Here is a 17,306-nt window from a genome sequence, read left to right as displayed (position 1 = left end):
GGGGGAAAGGCTAATAGGCAGCGGCAATGTGAGGGGGCAGAAGCGAACAGGGTTCGACTTGCTTCAACCGCCCCCTTGCAAGCCCGGTCCGTTTGACGCACACAGGCGCCCGACCCGTTCACCGGAAAACCGACATGGCCGTTCGCACCGTCATGACCCGCTCCGCGCTCGCCGCGCTCGTCTTCGCGCTTGCCGCCTGCGGCCGGGCCGGCGCGCCCGAACGACCCTCGGCCGCCATGGCCACCGACACCGAAACGGCGGCGCAGACCGGCGAGGGCGCGCCTGAGCGGCCCTTCATCCTGGACGGCCTCATTCGCTAGGCCGCAACCGGACACAGGCCCGTGAACCATTTCGAATATCGCGATGGCGTCCTTTGCGCCGAAGACGTGCCGGTGCCGGCGCTGGCCGAGGCGGTCGGCACGCCGTTCTACTGCTACGCGACGGCGACGCTGACACGCCACTACACCGTCTTCGCCAAGGCGTTCGCCGATATAGACGCGCTGGTGTGCTATGCGATGAAGGCAAACTCCAACCAGGCCGTGCTGGCGACGCTGGCCGGCCTGGGCGCAGGCGCCGACGTCGTCTCGGAGGGCGAGTTGCGACGCGCGCTCGCAGCCGGCATCGCGCCGGACCGCATCATGTTCTCGGGCGTGGGCAAGACGGCCGCGGAGATGGATTTCGCGCTCGCCACGGGAATCCACTGCTTCAACGTGGAGTCCGAGCCGGAACTCGAACTGCTCTCCGCCAGGGCCGTTGCGACGGGCCGCACCGCGCCGGTGTCCATGCGCATCAATCCCGACGTCGACGCGAAAACCCACGCCAAGATCACCACAGGGCGCAAGGGCGACAAGTTCGGCATCTCCTGGGACCGGGCGCGCGATGCCTATCGCCGGGCGGCGGAGCTGCCTGGGCTGGCCGTATGCGGCATCGACATGCATATCGGCAGCCAGATCACCGCGCTGCAGCCCTTCGACGACGCGTTCGCGCTCGTTAGCGAACTGGTCGGCCAGTTGCGCGCCGACGGGCACACCATCGCCCATGTCGATCTGGGCGGGGGCCTTGGCATTCCCTATCGGCGCGACAACGATCCGCCGCCGCTGCCGGACGATTACGCCGAGACCGTCAAGAAGCACATCCGGCCGCTGGGGGTCAGAGCAATCTTCGAGCCCGGCCGCATGATCGCCGGCAATGCGGGGATCCTGGTCACCTCGGTGGTCTATCTCAAGCGCCTCGAGGACAAGGCCTATCTGATCGTCGATGCGGGGATGAACGACCTGATCCGGCCGACGCTGTATGACGCCTGGCACGACATCGTGCCGGTGGTCGAGCCGGCGCGCGATGCGCCGCGGATCCGCGCCGACATCGTGGGACCCGTGTGCGAGACGGGCGACTATCTGGGCCATGACCGGATGATCGCCGAAACCGCGCCCGGCGATCTGTTCGCGGTCCTGACCGCGGGCGCCTATGGCGCGGTACAGGCGGGGACCTACAATTCGCGCCTGCTCGTGCCCGAGGTCATCGTCAATGGCGAGCGCTGGCACCTGGCGCGGGCACGGCCGAGCTATGACGAGCTGATCGGCCTGGACAGCGTGCCCGACTGGCTGTGAACGTGCGGGCGCGCTGCGCACGGTGACAAAAGCGTGAGCGGCTTTCGCCTCGCCATCGCCACAGAAGCTGCTATCTTCGGTCCCTGACAGTCTCACAGGCCAGGGACGGCGATCGATGTCCGAGCAGACGAAACCGGCACGGCCGGACGCGAGCCCCGCCAACGGACCTGCCCGCGCGGGGCTTGGCTTTGCGCGCTGGTCGAGCCGAGCGCTCATGCTCGCCGAGCGGGCGGCGGCGCTGGTGCTGCCGCTGGCGATCATCATGTGCCTGTTTGCGATCCTGTCCTGGTTCGGCTTCTTCCGCGCCGTGCCGGACGGCGTGCGCATTGCGAGCGGCGTCCTGCTCGCCCTGGCGGCTCTTGGCGCATTGTGGCCGCTGCGCCGTCTGATCCCGCCGCGCGCGCGCGATGTCGACCATCGCCTGGAGCGCGACAATCGCCTGCGGCACCGGCCGATCACGACCCAGCAGGAAAAGCTCGCAAGCAATGCCGATCCCTATGCCCGCGCGCTGTGGAAGGTGCATCAGGCGCGGGTCGCCGAGGGGCTCGGCCGCCTCGATCCGGTGCGCCCGCGCACGGCCATTCCCGCGCGCGACCCCTGGGCGCTGCGTGCGCTGGTGCCGCTGGTGCTGGTGACGGCCTTCGCCTTTTCGCTGTCGCCGGGTGGCGGGCGGCTGACCGACGTGGTGCGCAGCCATGCGGCCGACACCGTCGTGCCCGCGCGCGTGGATGCCTGGATCACGCCGCCGACCTATACCGGCATCGCGCCGATCTTCCTGACCGCCGATCTCAATGCCGGCAAGGACCGGTTCACCGTGCCCGAGGGCAGCGAGATCACCGTGCGGATCGCCGGCGGCGACGGCACCGAGCAGGTCAGCTTCCCCTCCCCGCAGACCCCGATCGCCGCGCAGGCCGATGAGGGCACCGGCGAAGCGCGCGCCTTTGCCGCGACCGTCGACAGCCATGGCCGGCTGACGATCGGCGGCGATGGCGAGGAGGGCGGTCTCGGCGCATGGCAGATCGACATGGTCGAGGACGCCACACCCGACATCGCCTTTGCCGAGGAAGACCCCTTCGAGCGCGCGGTCAACGGCACGATGACGCTTCGCTACAATGCCACCGACGACTATCGCATTGCCGTCGCGCGCGGGCAGATCGCGCTGGCCGACCCGAACCTGAAGGGCGCACGGCCGCTCTATGACGCGCCCGAACTGCCGCTGACGCTGCCGCGCCGCAATGCCGAGGACGGCGCGGCGTCCACCACGCGCGATCTGACGGCCCATCCCTGGGCCGGCGCGGAGGTTCGGCTGACGCTGGAGGCCGAGGACGATCTGGGCCAGATCGGCCGGAGCGCCACGCGCACGCTGGTGCTGCCCGGCCGGCCCTTCTCAAATCCGCTGGCGCGGGCGCTGATCGAGCAGCGGCGCATCCTGGCGCTCGACGCCAATGCCGCCGATGCGGTCGCCGACCTGCTCGATGTGCTCATGCTCTATCCCGAGGAGACGATCGACAACGCCGCCCATTTTCTCGGCCTGTCGACGGCGCGCACCCGGCTGATCGACGCGCGCAACGACGATCAGCTGCGCGAGGTGGTCGACTATCTGTGGGAGGTGGCGCGCAATATCGAGGATGGCGGGCTGACCGACGCCGAACGGCGCCTGCGTCAGGCCCAGCAGGCGCTGCGCGAGGCGCTGGAGAACGGGGCGACCGACCAGGAGATCGCCCGGCTGATGGACGAGTTGCGCGAGGCGATGCAGGACTATCTGCGCGAATTCGCCGAACGGGCGATGCAGGATCCCGATTTCGCCCAGCAGGCGCCGCAGATGGATGGCCAGCAGCTCGACCAGCAGACGCTGGACGACATGCTCGACCAGCTCGAGGACATGGCGCGGTCGGGCGCGCGCGAGCAGGCCATGGACATGCTGTCGCAACTCGAAAACATGATGAACAATCTGCAGATGGGTCAGGGCCAGCAGCAGCAGGGCGAGGGCCAAAGCCAGGCCCAGCAGCAGATGAACGAGCTCGGCGAGATCCTGCGCGAGCAGCAGCGGCTGATGGACGAGACCTTCCGCCAGAACCGTCAGGGCCAGCAAGGTCAACAGGGCCAGCAGGGTCAGCAAGGCCAGCAGGGTCAGCAGGGTGAAGGCCAGCAGGGCCAGCAGGGGCAGGGCCAGATGGGCCGGAACGGCCAGCAGCCCGGCCAGGGCCAGAACGGCCTGCCCGGTCTGGCGCCCGGCCAGCAGGCGCTGCAGGAGCGGCTCGACCAGTTCATGGAAGGGCTGCGCGGCATGGGCATCGATCCGGGCGACAGCTTTGGCGATGCCGGCCGGTCGATGGGCGAGGCCGGCGATGCGCTGGGCCAGGGTCAGGGCGAACAGGCGCTGGCCGAGCAGGGCAATGCGCTCGACGCGTTGCGCCAGGGCGCCGACGACATGATGCAGCAGATGCAGCAATCCATGCAGGGCCAGGCCGGCATGGCGGATCCGCGCGGCACGCGCAACGGCGCCGACCGCGACCCGCTGGGGCGTCCGCAGCGTTCCTCCGGCCCCGACTTCGGCGAATCGGTCGACATCCCCGACGAGATCGACGTGCGCCGGGCGCGCGAGATCCTCGAGGCCATCCGCGAAAGGCTGGGCGACGCGCTGTCGCCGCAGCTCGAACGTCAGTATCTGGAGCGGCTGCTGGAACTGCGCTGACGGCGCAGCCGGAGGCGGACCGGGTCGAGACGGCGCGTATCGCGTCGAGCGGCGCCCGCTCTCAGGCGGCGAGGGCCTCGCCGACGGCACGCCGGATGTCGGCGAGCGAAAACGGCTTTGAGATCACATCGATGATGATGCGGGCGATCTCCTCGGAACGCTCGCGCTGCTCGGCATAGCCGGTCATCAGCAGGATGCGCAGACCGGGATAGGCGTCGGCGGCGTTCCTGGCCATCTCGATGCCGTCCATGGCGGGCATGCGGATGTCCGACAGTACCAGGTCGAACCGGCCGCCGGTCTGGGTGATCCGGTCGAGCGCGATGTCGCCGTCATCGGCCTCGTCGACGTCATGGCCGTCCAGCTTCAGGGCGCGGGCGGTGAAGCCGCGCACCGAATCGTCGTCGTCGACCACAAGAATACGCGCCATGATCATGCATCTCCCGTTATCACGCCGACATAGGGCAACTCGCGAAAGGCGTGGCCGACATCCATGCCGTAGCCGACCACGAAGTGGTCCGGGCATTCAAAACCGATGAAGTCGGCGTCGACCGGCGTGTCGGCGCTGCGTCTGGTGCGCTTGTCGAGCAGCACGGCGATCGCCACCGACCGCGCGCCGCGCTCGAGCAGCATCCGCCGCGCGTGGGTCAGCGTGGTGCCCGACTCCAGGATGTCGTCGATCAGCAGCACGTCGCGCCCGCTCACGTCGCTGTCGATGTCGCGCAGCATCTTCACCTTGCCGGGCTCGGTGCCCGCGCCATAGGTCGACAGCATCATGAATTCGACCTCGGGTGCCATGCCGACATCGTGCATGGCGCGAATGAGGTCGCCGGCGAAGATGAACGAGCCCTTCAGGATCGAGACGACCAGAAGGTCCTTGTAGTCGCGCCGGGCGATTTCTTTCGCCAGTTCGAGGTTGCGGCGCGCGATCATGGACGCCGGAAACAGCACTTCGATTTTCTTGCCGCGTACGGTCTGCATGGGCTCGGAAGACGGTCACAGGATGGGAGCGAAGGACAGGCGGGGCCGGAGGCCGGCATAATCGCCCGCCGGTATGCGGCTTGTAAAGGCCATGCGCTCGCCGGGCGCAAGCCTTTCGCCGCGGGCGATGACGTGGACCATCGCGCCGGAACGGCCGGGCCTTTCGAACCGAATCCGGACGGGCGGGACGATGTGCGTTCCGGCGGTATCGTTGACGATCGTCGCACCGATGACGAAGACCGGCCGGCCCGAGGCGGTCTCGACGCGCGCCGTCGCCTCGTCCAGGACAAGCGGGGAGACCGGTGCGGCGGTCGCGGAGGGGGCGCCGCGCACCGATTCGACAGGGCCAGGCAGCAGCACGTGACCGCCGGCGACATAGAAGGCGGCAAGGGCGCCGATGGCGGCGATCGCGGCGAAGGCGGGCAGCGGCATGGGCCTTGCGGCGCGGTCGGGCCGCGCAATAGGCCTTGCGTCGCGGTCGGGCCGCGCCATGCGGCCGGCGGCAAACACGCCAAGGCCCGCGCCCGGCCGGTCCGGGGCGCGCGCCGCGGCGGCCGCGCCCGCAACGTCCGGTGCCCGCCCGGGGCGTGTGGCACCGAGCGTTTCGAACTCGGCATCGACGATGTCATCGGACAAGCGAATCGGTCCCGTTCCCGCTGGCGTCCCCGGTGTCGGGTGTAGCCCGGGGTGTGTTAATCGAGTGTTTCCGGCGCAGTCCCAGGGTTGGCGCCGGGCCGCTGCTGCGGCCTTGATGCGGCCATGTGCATGCCATAGAGCGGGAGCTCAGATCGGTGATTTGCGCGGCGCCGGGACCGGATTTCGGCCAGCCGCCGAGGGCACGACGGACGCGGGGGCGAGTTGATCAGGTTCGACAATGTGGGGCTACGATACGGGATGGAGCCCGAGGTGCTCTCGGACGTCTCCTTTCACATCCCGGCCCAGTCGTTCCAGTTCCTGACCGGTCCATCGGGCGCTGGCAAGACATCGCTGCTGCGCCTGTTGTTCATGTCGCTGCGGCCGACGCGCGGCCAGATCAGCATCTTCGGCAAGGACGTGTTGTCGATCGACCGGCGCGAACTGCCGCTGCTGCGCCGGCGCATCGGTGTCGTCTTTCAGGATTTCCGGCTGTTGAACCATATGACCATCTTCGAGAACGTCGCGCTGCCGCTGCGCGTGCGCGGGCGGGTGATATCGAACTATCATCGCGACGTGATCGAACTGCTCAAATGGGTGGGGCTGGGCGAGAAGATCCACGCCCTGCCGCCGGTGCTCTCGGGCGGCGAAAAACAGCGCGTGGCGATCGCGCGGGCGCTCATCGACCAGCCCGAGATCCTGCTCGCGGACGAGCCGACCGGCAATGTCGACCCGCACATGGCGCGGCGCCTGCTGCGCCTTTTCATCGAGCTCAACCGGTCGGGAACGGCGGTCGTCATCGCAACGCACGATCTGGGGCTGATGGAGCAGGTGGATGCAAGGCGGATGATCCTGTCGGCCGGCCGGATGGACATTTTCGGATGAACGAGACACGGCCCATCGCGACCGAGCCGGTCTTGCCTGACAAGGCCATGACGCCGATCGTGCCGCCGGGCAACACGGCCGGTCAGGCCATGGCCCTGGTGGTCGCGATCATGTCCTTCCTGGCCTGCCTGACGGTGGGGGCGGTGTCGCTGGTCAATCAGAGCGCGGTGACATGGCAAAGCCAGATCTCGCGCGAGGCGACCGTTCAGATTCGCCCCGCGCGCGGGCTCGACGTGGAAACGGCGCTCGCCGAGGCGCGCGCCGTCGCGGTCGGCTTTGACGGCGTGCGTGCGGCGCGGGTGATCGGGCGCGACGAGACGCTGGGACTGCTCGAACCGTGGCTCGGCGCCGGGCTGGAGCTCGACCAGTTGCCATTGCCGCGGCTGGTGGTCATCACCATCGACGAGGACTCCCCGCCCGATTTCGCCGCCATGCGCTCGGCCATCGCCGAGGTCGTGCCCAACGCCACGCTCGACGACCATCGCGCCTGGGTCAGCCGCCTGGTCTCGATGGCGCGCACCATGACCTTTGCCGGCACCTGCGTGCTCGTGCTCGTGCTGGCCGCGCTGGTGATGACGGTCGTGTTCGCCACGCGCGGGGCGATGGCCGGCAACCACGAGGTCATCGAGGTGCTGCACTTCGTCGGCGCGCGGGGCGGGTTCATCGCGCGCCAGTTCCAGAACCGTTTCCTGGTGATCGGCCTGCGTGGCGCGGCCGCCGGCGGGCTTGCCGCGATCATCGTGTTCATCGCCTCGAGCCTGTGGGCGAGCCGCAACCTGACAACGGCCGAAAACGAGCAGCTTTCGGCATTCTTCGGCGACTTCACCATCGGGATGGGCGCCTATATCGGGGTCATGCTGGTCGTCGTGCTGGTCGGCCTGCTGACCATGTTGACGGCGCGGCTGACGGTGCTGCGCGTGCTGCACGAGTTCGACGAGAAGCGCGCCGACCCTTCCCGTTGACCGGCAATGGGCGGCCGGTCGATTGCACGCAAGCCGCGCTTGGAACAAAAAGTGTGCGTAGTCCTGCATCCGGGCGAATTAGGCCTGTCAAGGCCGCAGATGGACCGCTAACAAGGAAATGATGACCGATGGCGAACACACGGAGGGGGCCGCCGGTTCGATCGGCGAGGATGCCGCGCGCAGCCGGCTGCGCCCACGGCGCGGGCCGATACGTGTGGCGCTGTGGTCCCTTGCGCTCGCCGCCGCATTGCTGGTCATCGGATTTGCATCCTTTCTGCGTCATGTGCACGCGCTGACGCCGCCCGACGTCGCCACGATCGAGGCGGACGGCATCGTCGTGCTCACCGGCGGAAGGGCGCGGCTCGAACCGGCCGTCGCCCTGCTGCGGCAAATGGATGGCGCGCGGCTGCTGGTCAGTGGCGTGCACGCCGAACTGGGCGAGAACACGCTGCGGCGCACGCTTGGCGTCAGCGAGGCGCTGTTTGCGTGCTGCATCGATATCGACAAGCTCGCACTGAACACGATCGGCAATGCCCGGCACACAGCGCAATGGGCGGCCGAACATGGTTTCGACCGGCTCGTCGTGGTCACCAATGACTACCACATGCCGCGTTCGATGCTCGAGATGCACCGCGCCATGCCCGACGTCGCGCTGGTCGCGTTCCCGGTCGTCAACCGCACGGACCCCGAGACCCGCCGCGCCGAACTGGCCGACCGCTACCGCGTGCTCGCCGGAGAGTACGGCAAGTTCCTGTACGCGCTGGTGCGCGGCGGCGGTTCGGCGCGATGACAAAACGGCCGGCGCGCCGTTTTGCTTGAATTGCATCGCCACGGCGATTAACAGGCCGCGACCCGCCGGGTGCCGATCCCGCACCCCCGGCAAGCCCCACAAGGATGCGCGCGTGATCCGCTCCCTGATCTTCAACCTGGCCTTTTACGCCAACAACGCGGTGCAGATGATCGTCTGGTCGCCGCTGTTCTTCCTCGGGCCCCGCGCCTTTGCCTGGTGGATCGTGCGCTTCTGGGCGCGGTCGCATCTGTGGCTGATGAAGGTGATCGTGGGCACCGATCACGTCGTGCGCGGCCGCGAAAAGCTGCCGCGGGGCGGCTACATCATCGCGCCCAAGCACCAGTCGGCGTGGGACACGATCGCCTTCCTGCCCTGGTGGCCCGACCCGGTCTACATTCTCAAGCGAGAACTGATGTGGATCCCGCTGTTCGGCTGGTACATCGCGCGCATGAACATGATCGCCATCGACCGGGGCAATCGCGAGAAGGCGATTCGCGCGATCAATGCGCGCGCCCGGCAAATGATCGACGATGGCCGGCAGATCATCATCTATCCCGAGGGCACGCGCCGGCCGCCCGGCGCCGAGCCGGCCTACAAGTCCGGCATCGCCCATCTTTACGAGACGCTCGGCGTGCCGGTGGTGCCGATCGCCCACAATGCCGGGCTGTACTGGCCGCGGCGCGGCTTCATGCGCTATCGCGGCCTGATCGAGGTGGAGGTGCTCGACCCGATCGAGCCGGGCCTGTCGCGCGCCCGGTTCATGGAGGAACTGGTCACGCGCACCGAAACGGCCTGCGACCGGCTGCTGGCGCGCGCGGCCAGCGCGCCGGATGCCCCGCCCATGCCGAAGACGGCGCGCGAGCGGCTTTCGGCCATGGATCGTACGGTCAAGCCAGCCGAAGCTTGATGCCGTCGGCCACGGCTTCCAGCCAGGGATCGCGAATGCCCAGTTCGCGAATGTGGGCGGCGGTGTTGAGCACGTAGTCCTCATTGGGGCCGGCCTGGCCGACTGCGCCGCAGACCCGTTCCACCGCCTCTTCGACCGAGACGCGCCCGGCATATTGCCGGTGGCTGCGGTCGACGATATAGGCCACGGCACGGGTCGTCTGTCCGTCCGAGAGCACGACCCGTGTCAGGCGCTCCTTGTAGACATGGGTGACGAGCTCGCGGGCGCGCAGATAGTCCATGACCCGGTCGCGATCGGCGTGGGCGACGCGAAAGGCGACGCCGACGCATGCGCCGCCGCGATCCAGACCCATGACAAGGCCGGGGCGCTCGGGCGTGCCGCGATGGCTGTATGAGTGGATGCACAGGCTGCGGTGATAGCCGGCCAGACGGGCGCGGCGCTTTTCGACATAGCGAAAGCCTGGCCGCCACATCAGCGAGGCGTAGCCGAATACCCAGAAATCGTCCATAAGCGCGCGTTCAATCCTGCCCGTCGCGCAAGGAGCTAGCATGAGCCAAACCCGGGGAAAACAGGGCCATGATGCCGGAAGGCGCATCGCCTGGCTGGCGGTCGGCGTCGCGGCGTTCGTGGCCGCCTATAGCGGCGGCTGGTTCTGGTTCGCCGGACAGGTCGACGAGGCCGTCGCTTCGTATGGCCAGGACCGCGCGCAAGGGGCGAGCCTGGCCTGCCCGGGCCGGGACATTACGGGTTTTCCGCTGCGCATCGGCGTTTTCTGCGAATCGGTCGAACTGACCGGCGCGAACGGCGCCTTCGTCCTGCAGGCAGCGGCGATGCGCTCGTCGGCGGTGGTCTACAATCCGCGCCACGTCATCGCCGACATCGAAAGTCCGGTCACGATCGCGGTGCCGGCAGGCGGGCCGCGCTACGAAATCGAGTGGGATCAGGGCCGGCTCAGCGCGATCACCGCGCCGCAGGCCGAGCGCATGGCCTCGCTGTTTGCCGATGAGGCGCGGCTGTCGCTGCCCTGGCTGCCCGCGGCGGTGACGGCGGCGGACTTCGAAGCGCATCTGCGCCAGATCGACGGCGCGCTCGATATCGCGGCAAGCCCCCGCGGCGTACGCATCCCGCCGCAATGGCTCGGCGGGCGAACCCTGCCCGAAGCGGGCTTCGATCTCGACATGCGTCTTGCCGACTTCGGCACCGACTGGGCGGGTCAGAAAGGCGGCGGCGAGGGTGAAATCAACCGGCTGTCGCTCATCCTGACCGAGGATCGCGGCGTGATCCTGCAAGGGCCGTTCTCGGTTTCTCCGCAGGGCGTGATCAGCGGGGCGTTCGAACTGCGCGTGGTCGACGTGCCCGGCGTGGCCGCCGAACTGGGCGCGGTACTGCCGGAACTGGTGGCGCCGATCGAGGCGCTAACGGCCGGCGGTCAGGCGGGCGACGAGGCGACGCTGAGGCTGACCGTGCGCGAGGGTCGCGTCTTTGCCGGCATCATCCCGCTCGGCACGCTGCCGCGGCTCGGCTTCGGCCCGTTCGCGGGCTCATGAGCCGTTGACGCGCTGGCGGCCGAAGCTGGGCGTGTCGACGTCCTGGCCGGCCTCGATGATCGACTTGCGGATGTGCCGGGTTCGGGTGAACAGCTCGAACAGCGCGTCGCCGTCGCCCCAGCGGATCGACTTCTGCAACGAGGCCAGATCCTCCGAGAAGCGGGCGAGCATCTCCAGGATCGCGTCCTGGTTGTGCAGGCACACATCGCGCCACATGGTCGGATCGGAAGCGGCAAGCCGCGTGAAGTCGCGAAAGCCCGAGGCCGAATACTTGATCACCTCGGACTGCGTGACGGTCTCCAGATCCGAGGCCGTGCCGACGATGTTGTAGCTGATCAGTTGCGGCAGGTGCGAGACGACGGCGAGAACGCGGTCGTGATGGTCGGGATCCATGGTGGCGACATCCGACCCGCAGCGCCGCCAGAAGGTCTTCAACCGGTCGAGCGCATCGGCGTCGGTGTCCGGCAGCGGCGTCAGGATGCACCAGCGGTCCGTGAAGAGCGAGGCAAAGCCGGCATCTGGCCCGGAATATTCGGTGCCGGCGATCGGGTGGCCGGGGATGAAATGGACATGGGCGGGCATGTGCGGCGTCATCTGCTGGATGACCGAGCGCTTGGTCGAGCCGACATCGGTGACGATGGCGCCGGGCGCAAGGGCCGGGGCGATCGCCTCGGCGACGGCGCCCGAGGCGCCGACGGGCACCGAGACGACGACGAGATCGGCATCGCGGACGGCCTGGGCGGGATCGAGCGTGTAGCTATCGCCAAGGTCCAGCTCGCGCGCCCGGTCGAGCGTCTTCAGACGCCGGGTCGACACGGCGATGTGGCGAGCCAGCCCCTCGCGCCGGACGATGCGCGCGAGCGAGGCGCCGATCAGCCCGATGCCGATCAGCGCGATGCGGTCGAACAGCGGTTCGCTCGTCTCCGACATCGTCAGCGCGCCATGAAGGCGGTCAGTGCCTCGATGGTGCCCTGGTTCGCCGCGTCGGTGCCGATCGACATGCGCAGCGCGTTGGGCAGGCCATAGGCCGTCACGCGCCGCAGCACGAAACCGCGCGCGACCAGCCAGGCATCGGCCGCCTGGGCACTGCGGTCGGGTTCGCCGTCGGGGAAATGGATCAGGATGAAATTCGCCACGCTCGGCGTCACCTCGAGCCCGATCGATTCGAGCGCGGCTGTCAGCCAGGGCAGCCATCGATCGTTGTGGGCGATGGCCGCATCGACATGGGCGCGGTCGGCCATGGCGGCCGCGCCGGCGGCGATGGCCGGCGCGTTGACGTTGAACGGGCCGCGCACGCGGTTGACCGCGTCGACCACGTCGGGCGGACCATACATCCAGCCGATGCGCAGCGCGGCGAGGCCGTGGATCTTCGAGAAAGTGCGCGTCATGACCACGTTGCGGTTGGCCGAGACCATCTCGATGCCGGAGGCGTAGTCGTTGCGGCGCACATATTCGGCATAGGCGGCATCGATCACCAGCAGCACGTGCGGCGGCAGGCCGGCATGCATGCGCCGCAATTCGGCGTCCGGCAAATAGGTGCCGGTGGGATTGTTCGGGTTGGCGAGGAAAACGATCCTGGTGCGCTCGGTGACGGCGGCGAGGATCGCGTCGACATCGGCGCGATGGTCGGTCTCGGGCACCATGACCGGCCTTGCGCCGGCCGCCATGATCTGGATCTTGTAGACCAGAAAGCCGTGCTCGGTGAAGATCGCCTCGTCGCCCGGTCCCAGATAGATCGAGGCGAAAAGGCCGAGCAGTTCGTCCGAGCCGTTGGCGCAGACGATGGCGTCGGGGTTCAGGCCATGGGTGCGGGCGATGGCCGCGCGCAGTTCGTGCGAGGCGCCGTCGGGATACACATGCAGGTGATCGGCCGCGCCGCGATAGGCCTGGACGGCCGCCGGGCTGGCGCCGAGCGGGTTTTCATTGGAGGACAGCTTGTGCAGCTTGACGCCAGGGGCGGCCTTGTCGCGGCCGGGCACATAGGCGGCGATGTCCATCACGCCGGCATTTGGCTGCGGGATCGGTGCGCGGGGCGGGGCGTTCATCGTGTCGGGTCCGTGGTTCCTGCAGGCGCGAAATAGCCGCCGGCGGCGCGGATGTCGAGAAGATCGTGCGGCGCGCTGCCGCCCGCTTCGATCGCGATGAGGGCGCGCTGCGTCGTATCGCCGGTGGCGATCACCGTACCGCCCGTCCAGGCGGACAGCGTTTCGGGGTGCTTGGCAAGGCCGGTATAGAGCCGGACGTCAAAGGGCACGGGATCGGAGAGCTGCGGGGACAGCACGAATGCGTCGACGGTGGCGAACGGCACACCGATGACGGGCAGGCGCGCCATGACCGAAAGACCGGTGGCCGCGTCCAGATCGTCCCACCAGGGGCCGGCGCCCTCCAGCGGCACGAGGGCGAGCGCATTGCCCCGGGCGCGCGCGGCGGCGATGGCGCCTGACGCGTCGGCGTGAGCGATGAGCGGCACGGTGAAGCCGAAATGATGGCGGGCCATGTCGCGCATGATGTCTGCCCGCCCCGCCTCGGCCAGGTGCACCGCATAGGGCGCCTGCATGTGGGTGAAGGTCGAGATCAGCTCGCGCCACAGATGCACGATCATCCCCAGCGGCACCGAGCCGGCATGGCGGTCGGCGAGCGCGCGCATCATCTGCGCCTCGCGTCCGGGCCGGAAGGCGGCGCCCCGCGACCGGTCGGCGCCCTTGATGCGAATGAGCTCGTCGATGACCGTGGCGCGCTGCATGATGAGCGTGTGGATGGTCTCGTCCACCGCGTCGATCTTGGCGCGCAGTTCGGTCAGCCTTTGCGGGTTGTCGCGTTCCATGCCGGCTCCCTCCCTGCGATGTGCCGGCCAGTTAGGCAGCCCGGCGGGCACATGCCAAGGCGCTTCAGCGCCTGAGAAGGGGTTGGCGGCGCACGCGGCCGGCCACGGTGCCCTGCGGGGCGAGCGCGGGCACGAACACCCGGCGCGACTGGCGCTCGGCGACCGGCAGGCCCTGATAGAGCCGCTTTTGCGCCTCGATCACCAGAACGCCGCCGAACAGCGGCCACAGCCGAAGGCCCCAGGCCTCCAGCCGCGCGGTCAGACGCAGGGCGAGAAAGCGCTTGGAGGGCGGGAAGAACAGCGCCTCGGTCTCCGAGGTCATGGTGAAGTTCGCCTCGCGCATGAGATTGACGAGTTGTCCGCGCGAAAACGGCCGGCCATTGCCGAAAGGGGTGTATTCGTTGCGTGCCCAGACGCCGCGGCGATTGGGCACGATCAGCACGAGCCGTCCATTGGGCGCAAGCACGCGCCAGGCCTCCATCAACGTCTCGCGCGGGTTCTCGGCATGTTCGAGCGCATGGACCATGAGCACGCGGTCGATGGACGAATCGGGCAGGGGCAGTTCCTCGTCGAAGACGAGCGCGGTCCGCGACAGCCCGGTGCGCGGCCATCGCGCCGCCCCTTGCGCGGCGAGCATGAAGGCCAGCGTGCGTTCGGTGTCGGGCTCGAAGCGCTCAAGCCATGGGCGCGTATGGCCCAGCCCGACCAGGCGTTCGTTGGGCAACGGCTTCCAGATGCGCGAAAGCGCCAGGCCGATCGCATGGGCGGCACGCTTGCCGAGCGCCGAATGGTAGAACGCGCGCAATTCGACGATATCGGTCTGCATGACTTCAAACGGTGTTGGGGCAGGGTGTTGACGCGGCCGTACAAAACCGCATTTACCTTCCAAGGGCAATGTGGTGAGCAGGGACGCGCGAGGCAAATGGTCGATATCGAACAGTTCACCTGCCGCAGCGACAACTTCGGCGTGCTGGTCCATGACGTGCAGAGCGGGCGCACCGTCGCCATCGATGCGCCGGACGCGGACGCCGTCGAAGCGGCGCTCGAGCGGCGCGGCTGGCAGCTCACCGACATCCTGGTCACGCACAAGCATGCCGACCACATCGAAGGGCTCGCCGCGCTCAAGGAGGCGCATGGCTGCACCATCGCCGGCCCGCGGGCCGAGGCCGAGGCGATCGGCCGGCTTGACGAGTACCTGGTCGAGGGATCCGAATATGTCGCCGGCGACCTGGTGTTCGAGGTGATCGAGACGCCGGGGCATACGGCGGGCGAGGTCTCCTATTACTGTGCGCAGGCGGGCGCCGTCTTTGCCGGCGACACGCTGTTCTCGATGGGTTGCGGTCGGCTGTTCGAGGGCACGGCCGAGCAGATGCTCGCATCGCTCGGCAAGCTAAAGCGCCTGCCGATCGAGACCATGGTCTATTGCGGCCATGAATACACGCAATCGAACGCCGCGTTCGCGCGCACGGTCGACCCCGACAATGCCGCGCTCAAGGATCGGGCCGAACAGGTGCAGGCGCTTCGCATCATGGGAGAGCCGACACTGCCGGTCTCGCTGAAGACCGAACTGGCAACCAATCCGTTCCTGCGGACCGCCGATCCGGCCATCCGGCGCCATCTGGGCATGGAGCACGAGGACGAGGCGGCCGTGTTCGCCCAATTGCGCGCGCGCAAGGACCGGTTCTGATGAACCATCTGTCGGCCGCCGACATCCGCGCGCTCCTGGACATGCGTGCCCATCCCGAGGGCGGCTGGTATGTCGAGACCTTTCGCGACACGTCCGGCCCGGCCCATGACGCGCGTGGCGCATCGACGGCGATCTACTTCCTGCTCGAGGCGGGCGAGGTCTCGCACTGGCACCGCGTATCGGATGCAAGCGAGGTCTGGCACCATTACGCCGGCGCGCCGCTCCGGCTGGCCTTGTCGGCGGACGGCCATGATATCGAGGAGCGGCACCTGGGCACCGACCTTGCCGCAGGCGAGCGCCCGCAGATCGTCGTGCCCGCCGGCTGGTGGCAGTCGGCCGCCGCGCTGGGCGCATGGACGCTGGTCGGATGCACGGTGGCGCCGGGCTTTGATTTCGCCGCCTTCGAGCTTGCGCCGCCCGATTGGCAGCCCACTATGGCGCAAGCTGCTCGAAGCGGGTCGCGGTGATCAGCACCGTGGCGGGCTGCGCGCGCAGCTTCACCCGCACCGGGGCGAACAGGCCGGTCCGGCCGACGGGCGCGAAGCTGATCTCGATGTCGCCATTGTCGCGGATGTAGATGAGGTCCTTTTTGGTCGGCGAATAGCCGGCGACCGGCTCGAGCCGTGCCCGACAGGTGACGGCATCGCCATTGTAGCCCTTGGCCGAAAACGGGATTGTGCGCAGATAGCCCAGCTTGAGGTCGGCGCGCATCGCCCCGTCATAGACGCGCAGCGTGCGGCGGCAGACCTCGCGCAAGGATCGCGCCGGCACCAGGATCGCGGCGGCTGGATCGAAGGCGCCGACGAGCTGTGCGGCGGGCATGTCGATCCAGTCATCGGTCTTCCTGACCACGGGGTCGTTGACGGTGTCGGCGACGCGATCCCCCTCGAAGTCGATCACGGTGCGCTTGGCCTTGCCGCCGTCGGTGTAGCGCGCCTCGAAGCGGACCGGCGTGACCTGGCCGGCGGTGAGGCGGCCCGTCGCGGTGAGCGTGCCGTCGGTGGTGCTCAGAAGGCGGGCAATGCCGCGCGTGCGCAGCGAACCGGTGATCTCGTAGCGGTCGTCGCCAATCGTCGTGTCGAACTCGGTCGAGGCGATGCGCAGTCCGAAGGCCGAAAGGGTGTATTCGGACTTGAAGCTGGCGGCGCCGGCGGTGTCGGCAAGGCCGGGACGGGCGAGCACGAGAGCGAGGACCAGGGCAAGGCCAGCCGCAAGGGCTGCACTGACAAGGCGTGGCATGGGCATTTCCGTTCTGTCGTTTCGTCCCTGCCGCTCCGGCTATGGAGCAATTTGGCCGATTGTATGGTCGCGCGGCCGGCAGGCATTGACGGGCCGGTGCGCAATCCCTATAGAGCCGTGACTTTTCCGCCTTGCGAGGGTTTCTGGCCGCAGCCGATTGAACGGTATGGTGGCGGAGGCCCGTTTTGCGCGGAACGCGTTTTTCGAACCGAAGGTAGACCGCCATGTCGCGCGCATGTGAACTGACCGCAAAGGGCGTGATGGCCGGCAACAATGTCAGCCACGCCAACAACAAGACCCGCCGGCGCTTCCTGCCCAATCTGTGCCAGGTGACGCTGATCTCCGACACGCTGGGCGAGAAGTTCCGCCTGCGCATCTCCGCCGACGCGCTGCGCTCGGTGGAGCATCGCGGCGGGCTGGATGCATATCTGGCAAAGGCCAAGGACGGCGAGCTGTCGCAGCGCGCCCGGCTGATCAAGCGTCGCATCGCGCAAAAGCAGGCCGAGACCGCCTGATCGGCGATCGCGTCCCCATCGCCGGCCCTCCGGCCGG

20 protein-coding genes are annotated in these 17,306 nt (G+C 68.5%); 11 read left to right on the top strand and 9 right to left on the bottom strand.

The features are described from left to right. The first annotated feature begins 134 nt into the window (after positions 1-134). The 3 genes from RBB34_RS12585 to RBB34_RS12575 all read left to right on the top strand — a co-directional run bounded on the left by RBB34_RS12585 (position 135) and on the right by RBB34_RS12575 (position 4,302). On the top strand, positions 135-320 hold the full coding sequence (locus RBB34_RS12585) for a hypothetical protein (RefSeq protein WP_306119572.1): 186 nt from the start codon (positions 135-137) through the stop codon (positions 318-320). A gap of 21 nt (positions 321-341) precedes the next feature. Next, positions 342-1,607 carry a diaminopimelate decarboxylase gene (gene lysA / locus RBB34_RS12580; protein WP_306119571.1) on the top strand — a complete coding sequence of 422 codons (1,266 nt, stop codon included), beginning with the start codon at positions 342-344 and terminating at the stop codon, positions 1,605-1,607. Between the two features lie 115 nt (positions 1,608-1,722). After that, the gene (locus tag RBB34_RS12575; protein WP_306119570.1) at positions 1,723-4,302 is read left to right on the top strand and encodes a TIGR02302 family protein; all 2,580 of its coding nucleotides are present in this window, start codon (positions 1,723-1,725) and stop codon (positions 4,300-4,302) included. Positions 4,303-4,363: 61 nt separating this feature from the next. On the opposite strand, the gene RBB34_RS12570 is transcribed toward RBB34_RS12575, so the two are convergent. Genes RBB34_RS12570 through RBB34_RS12560 form a run of 3 tightly spaced genes read right to left on the bottom strand, consistent with a single transcriptional unit; the run spans position 4,364 to position 5,916 of the window. Continuing rightward, positions 4,364-4,729, bottom strand: a complete 366-nt coding sequence (locus RBB34_RS12570; protein ID WP_306119569.1) for a response regulator — start codon at positions 4,727-4,729, stop codon at positions 4,364-4,366. Between the two features lie 2 nt (positions 4,730-4,731). Next, a complete protein-coding gene (hpt, locus tag RBB34_RS12565) occupies positions 4,732-5,280 on the bottom strand; it encodes a hypoxanthine phosphoribosyltransferase (protein WP_306119568.1) in 549 nt (182 codons plus the stop codon). A gap of 15 nt (positions 5,281-5,295) precedes the next feature. Next, positions 5,296-5,916, bottom strand: a complete 621-nt coding sequence (locus RBB34_RS12560) for a hypothetical protein (protein ID WP_306119567.1) — start codon at positions 5,914-5,916, stop codon at positions 5,296-5,298. A 222-nt stretch (positions 5,917-6,138) separates the two neighbouring features. Between RBB34_RS12560 and ftsE the strand changes: the two genes are divergently transcribed. The 4 genes from ftsE to RBB34_RS12540 all read left to right on the top strand — a co-directional run bounded on the left by ftsE (position 6,139) and on the right by RBB34_RS12540 (position 9,457). After that, complete coding sequence (gene ftsE, locus RBB34_RS12555) at positions 6,139-6,798, top strand: cell division ATP-binding protein FtsE (protein WP_306119566.1); 660 nt, start codon at positions 6,139-6,141, stop codon at positions 6,796-6,798. Beyond that, complete coding sequence (locus tag RBB34_RS12550) at positions 6,795-7,760, top strand: ABC transporter permease (RefSeq protein WP_306119565.1); 966 nt, start codon at positions 6,795-6,797, stop codon at positions 7,758-7,760. The genes ftsE and RBB34_RS12550 overlap by 4 nt, the downstream gene beginning before the upstream one ends. A gap of 121 nt (positions 7,761-7,881) precedes the next feature. After that, entirely contained in the window at positions 7,882-8,550 is a 669-nt protein-coding gene (locus tag RBB34_RS12545) for a YdcF family protein (protein ID WP_306119564.1), read from the top strand. Between the two features lie 166 nt (positions 8,551-8,716). After that, on the top strand, positions 8,717-9,457 hold the full coding sequence (locus RBB34_RS12540; protein WP_306119575.1) for a 1-acyl-sn-glycerol-3-phosphate acyltransferase: 741 nt from the start codon (positions 8,717-8,719) through the stop codon (positions 9,455-9,457). Here the strand turns inward: RBB34_RS12540 and RBB34_RS12535 are convergent. Next, a complete protein-coding gene (locus RBB34_RS12535) occupies positions 9,438-9,965 on the bottom strand; it encodes a gamma-glutamylcyclotransferase (RefSeq protein ID WP_306119563.1) in 528 nt (175 codons plus the stop codon). The two genes, RBB34_RS12540 and RBB34_RS12535, sit on opposite strands and share 20 nt — an antisense overlap. 40 nt (positions 9,966-10,005) lie before the next feature. Here RBB34_RS12535 and RBB34_RS12530 point away from each other — a divergent pair, with 40 nt between their 5' ends. Beyond that, positions 10,006-11,004, top strand: a complete 999-nt coding sequence (locus RBB34_RS12530; RefSeq protein ID WP_306119562.1) for a DUF2125 domain-containing protein — start codon at positions 10,006-10,008, stop codon at positions 11,002-11,004. Here the strand turns inward: RBB34_RS12530 and RBB34_RS12525 are convergent. From RBB34_RS12525 to RBB34_RS12510, 4 genes are all read right to left on the bottom strand, one after another. Continuing rightward, positions 10,999-11,934 carry a prephenate/arogenate dehydrogenase family protein gene (locus RBB34_RS12525; protein WP_306119561.1) on the bottom strand — a complete coding sequence of 312 codons (936 nt, stop codon included), beginning with the start codon at positions 11,932-11,934 and terminating at the stop codon, positions 10,999-11,001. The two genes, RBB34_RS12530 and RBB34_RS12525, sit on opposite strands and share 6 nt — an antisense overlap. 2 nt (positions 11,935-11,936) lie before the next feature. Continuing rightward, positions 11,937-13,049 (bottom strand): histidinol-phosphate transaminase, encoded by a 1,113-nt coding sequence (gene hisC, locus RBB34_RS12520; RefSeq protein WP_306119560.1) that lies wholly within the window; start codon positions 13,047-13,049, stop codon positions 11,937-11,939. Continuing rightward, positions 13,046-13,828 carry a chorismate mutase gene (locus RBB34_RS12515; RefSeq protein ID WP_306119559.1) on the bottom strand — a complete coding sequence of 261 codons (783 nt, stop codon included), beginning with the start codon at positions 13,826-13,828 and terminating at the stop codon, positions 13,046-13,048. Before RBB34_RS12515 ends, hisC begins: the two co-directional genes overlap by 4 nt. A 64-nt stretch (positions 13,829-13,892) precedes the next feature. Continuing rightward, positions 13,893-14,654 carry a class I SAM-dependent methyltransferase gene (locus tag RBB34_RS12510; protein ID WP_306119558.1) on the bottom strand — a complete coding sequence of 254 codons (762 nt, stop codon included), beginning with the start codon at positions 14,652-14,654 and terminating at the stop codon, positions 13,893-13,895. Between the two features lie 96 nt (positions 14,655-14,750). Here RBB34_RS12510 and gloB point away from each other — a divergent pair, with 96 nt between their 5' ends. Beyond that, a complete protein-coding gene (gene gloB / locus RBB34_RS12505; RefSeq protein ID WP_306119557.1) occupies positions 14,751-15,515 on the top strand; it encodes a hydroxyacylglutathione hydrolase in 765 nt (254 codons plus the stop codon). Beyond that, positions 15,515-15,982, top strand: a complete 468-nt coding sequence (locus tag RBB34_RS12500) for a cupin domain-containing protein (protein WP_306119556.1) — start codon at positions 15,515-15,517, stop codon at positions 15,980-15,982. The genes gloB and RBB34_RS12500 overlap by 1 nt, the downstream gene beginning before the upstream one ends. Here the strand turns inward: RBB34_RS12500 and RBB34_RS12495 are convergent. After that, complete coding sequence (locus RBB34_RS12495; protein ID WP_306119555.1) at positions 15,948-16,754, bottom strand: DUF3108 domain-containing protein; 807 nt, start codon at positions 16,752-16,754, stop codon at positions 15,948-15,950. The two genes, RBB34_RS12500 and RBB34_RS12495, sit on opposite strands and share 35 nt — an antisense overlap. A gap of 224 nt (positions 16,755-16,978) precedes the next feature. On the opposite strand from RBB34_RS12495, the gene rpmB reads away from it, so the two are divergent. Continuing rightward, positions 16,979-17,269: a 50S ribosomal protein L28 gene (rpmB, locus tag RBB34_RS12490; RefSeq protein ID WP_306119554.1), complete on the top strand. Its 291-nt coding sequence runs from the start codon at positions 16,979-16,981 to the stop codon at positions 17,267-17,269. Positions 17,270-17,306: the final 37 nt, after the last annotated feature.

The organism is Roseitalea sp. MMSF_3546 (assembly GCF_030732865.1).
GTDB lineage: Bacteria > Pseudomonadota > Alphaproteobacteria > Rhizobiales > Rhizobiaceae > Roseitalea.
This window is presented reverse-complemented; position numbering and strand designations above follow the sequence as displayed.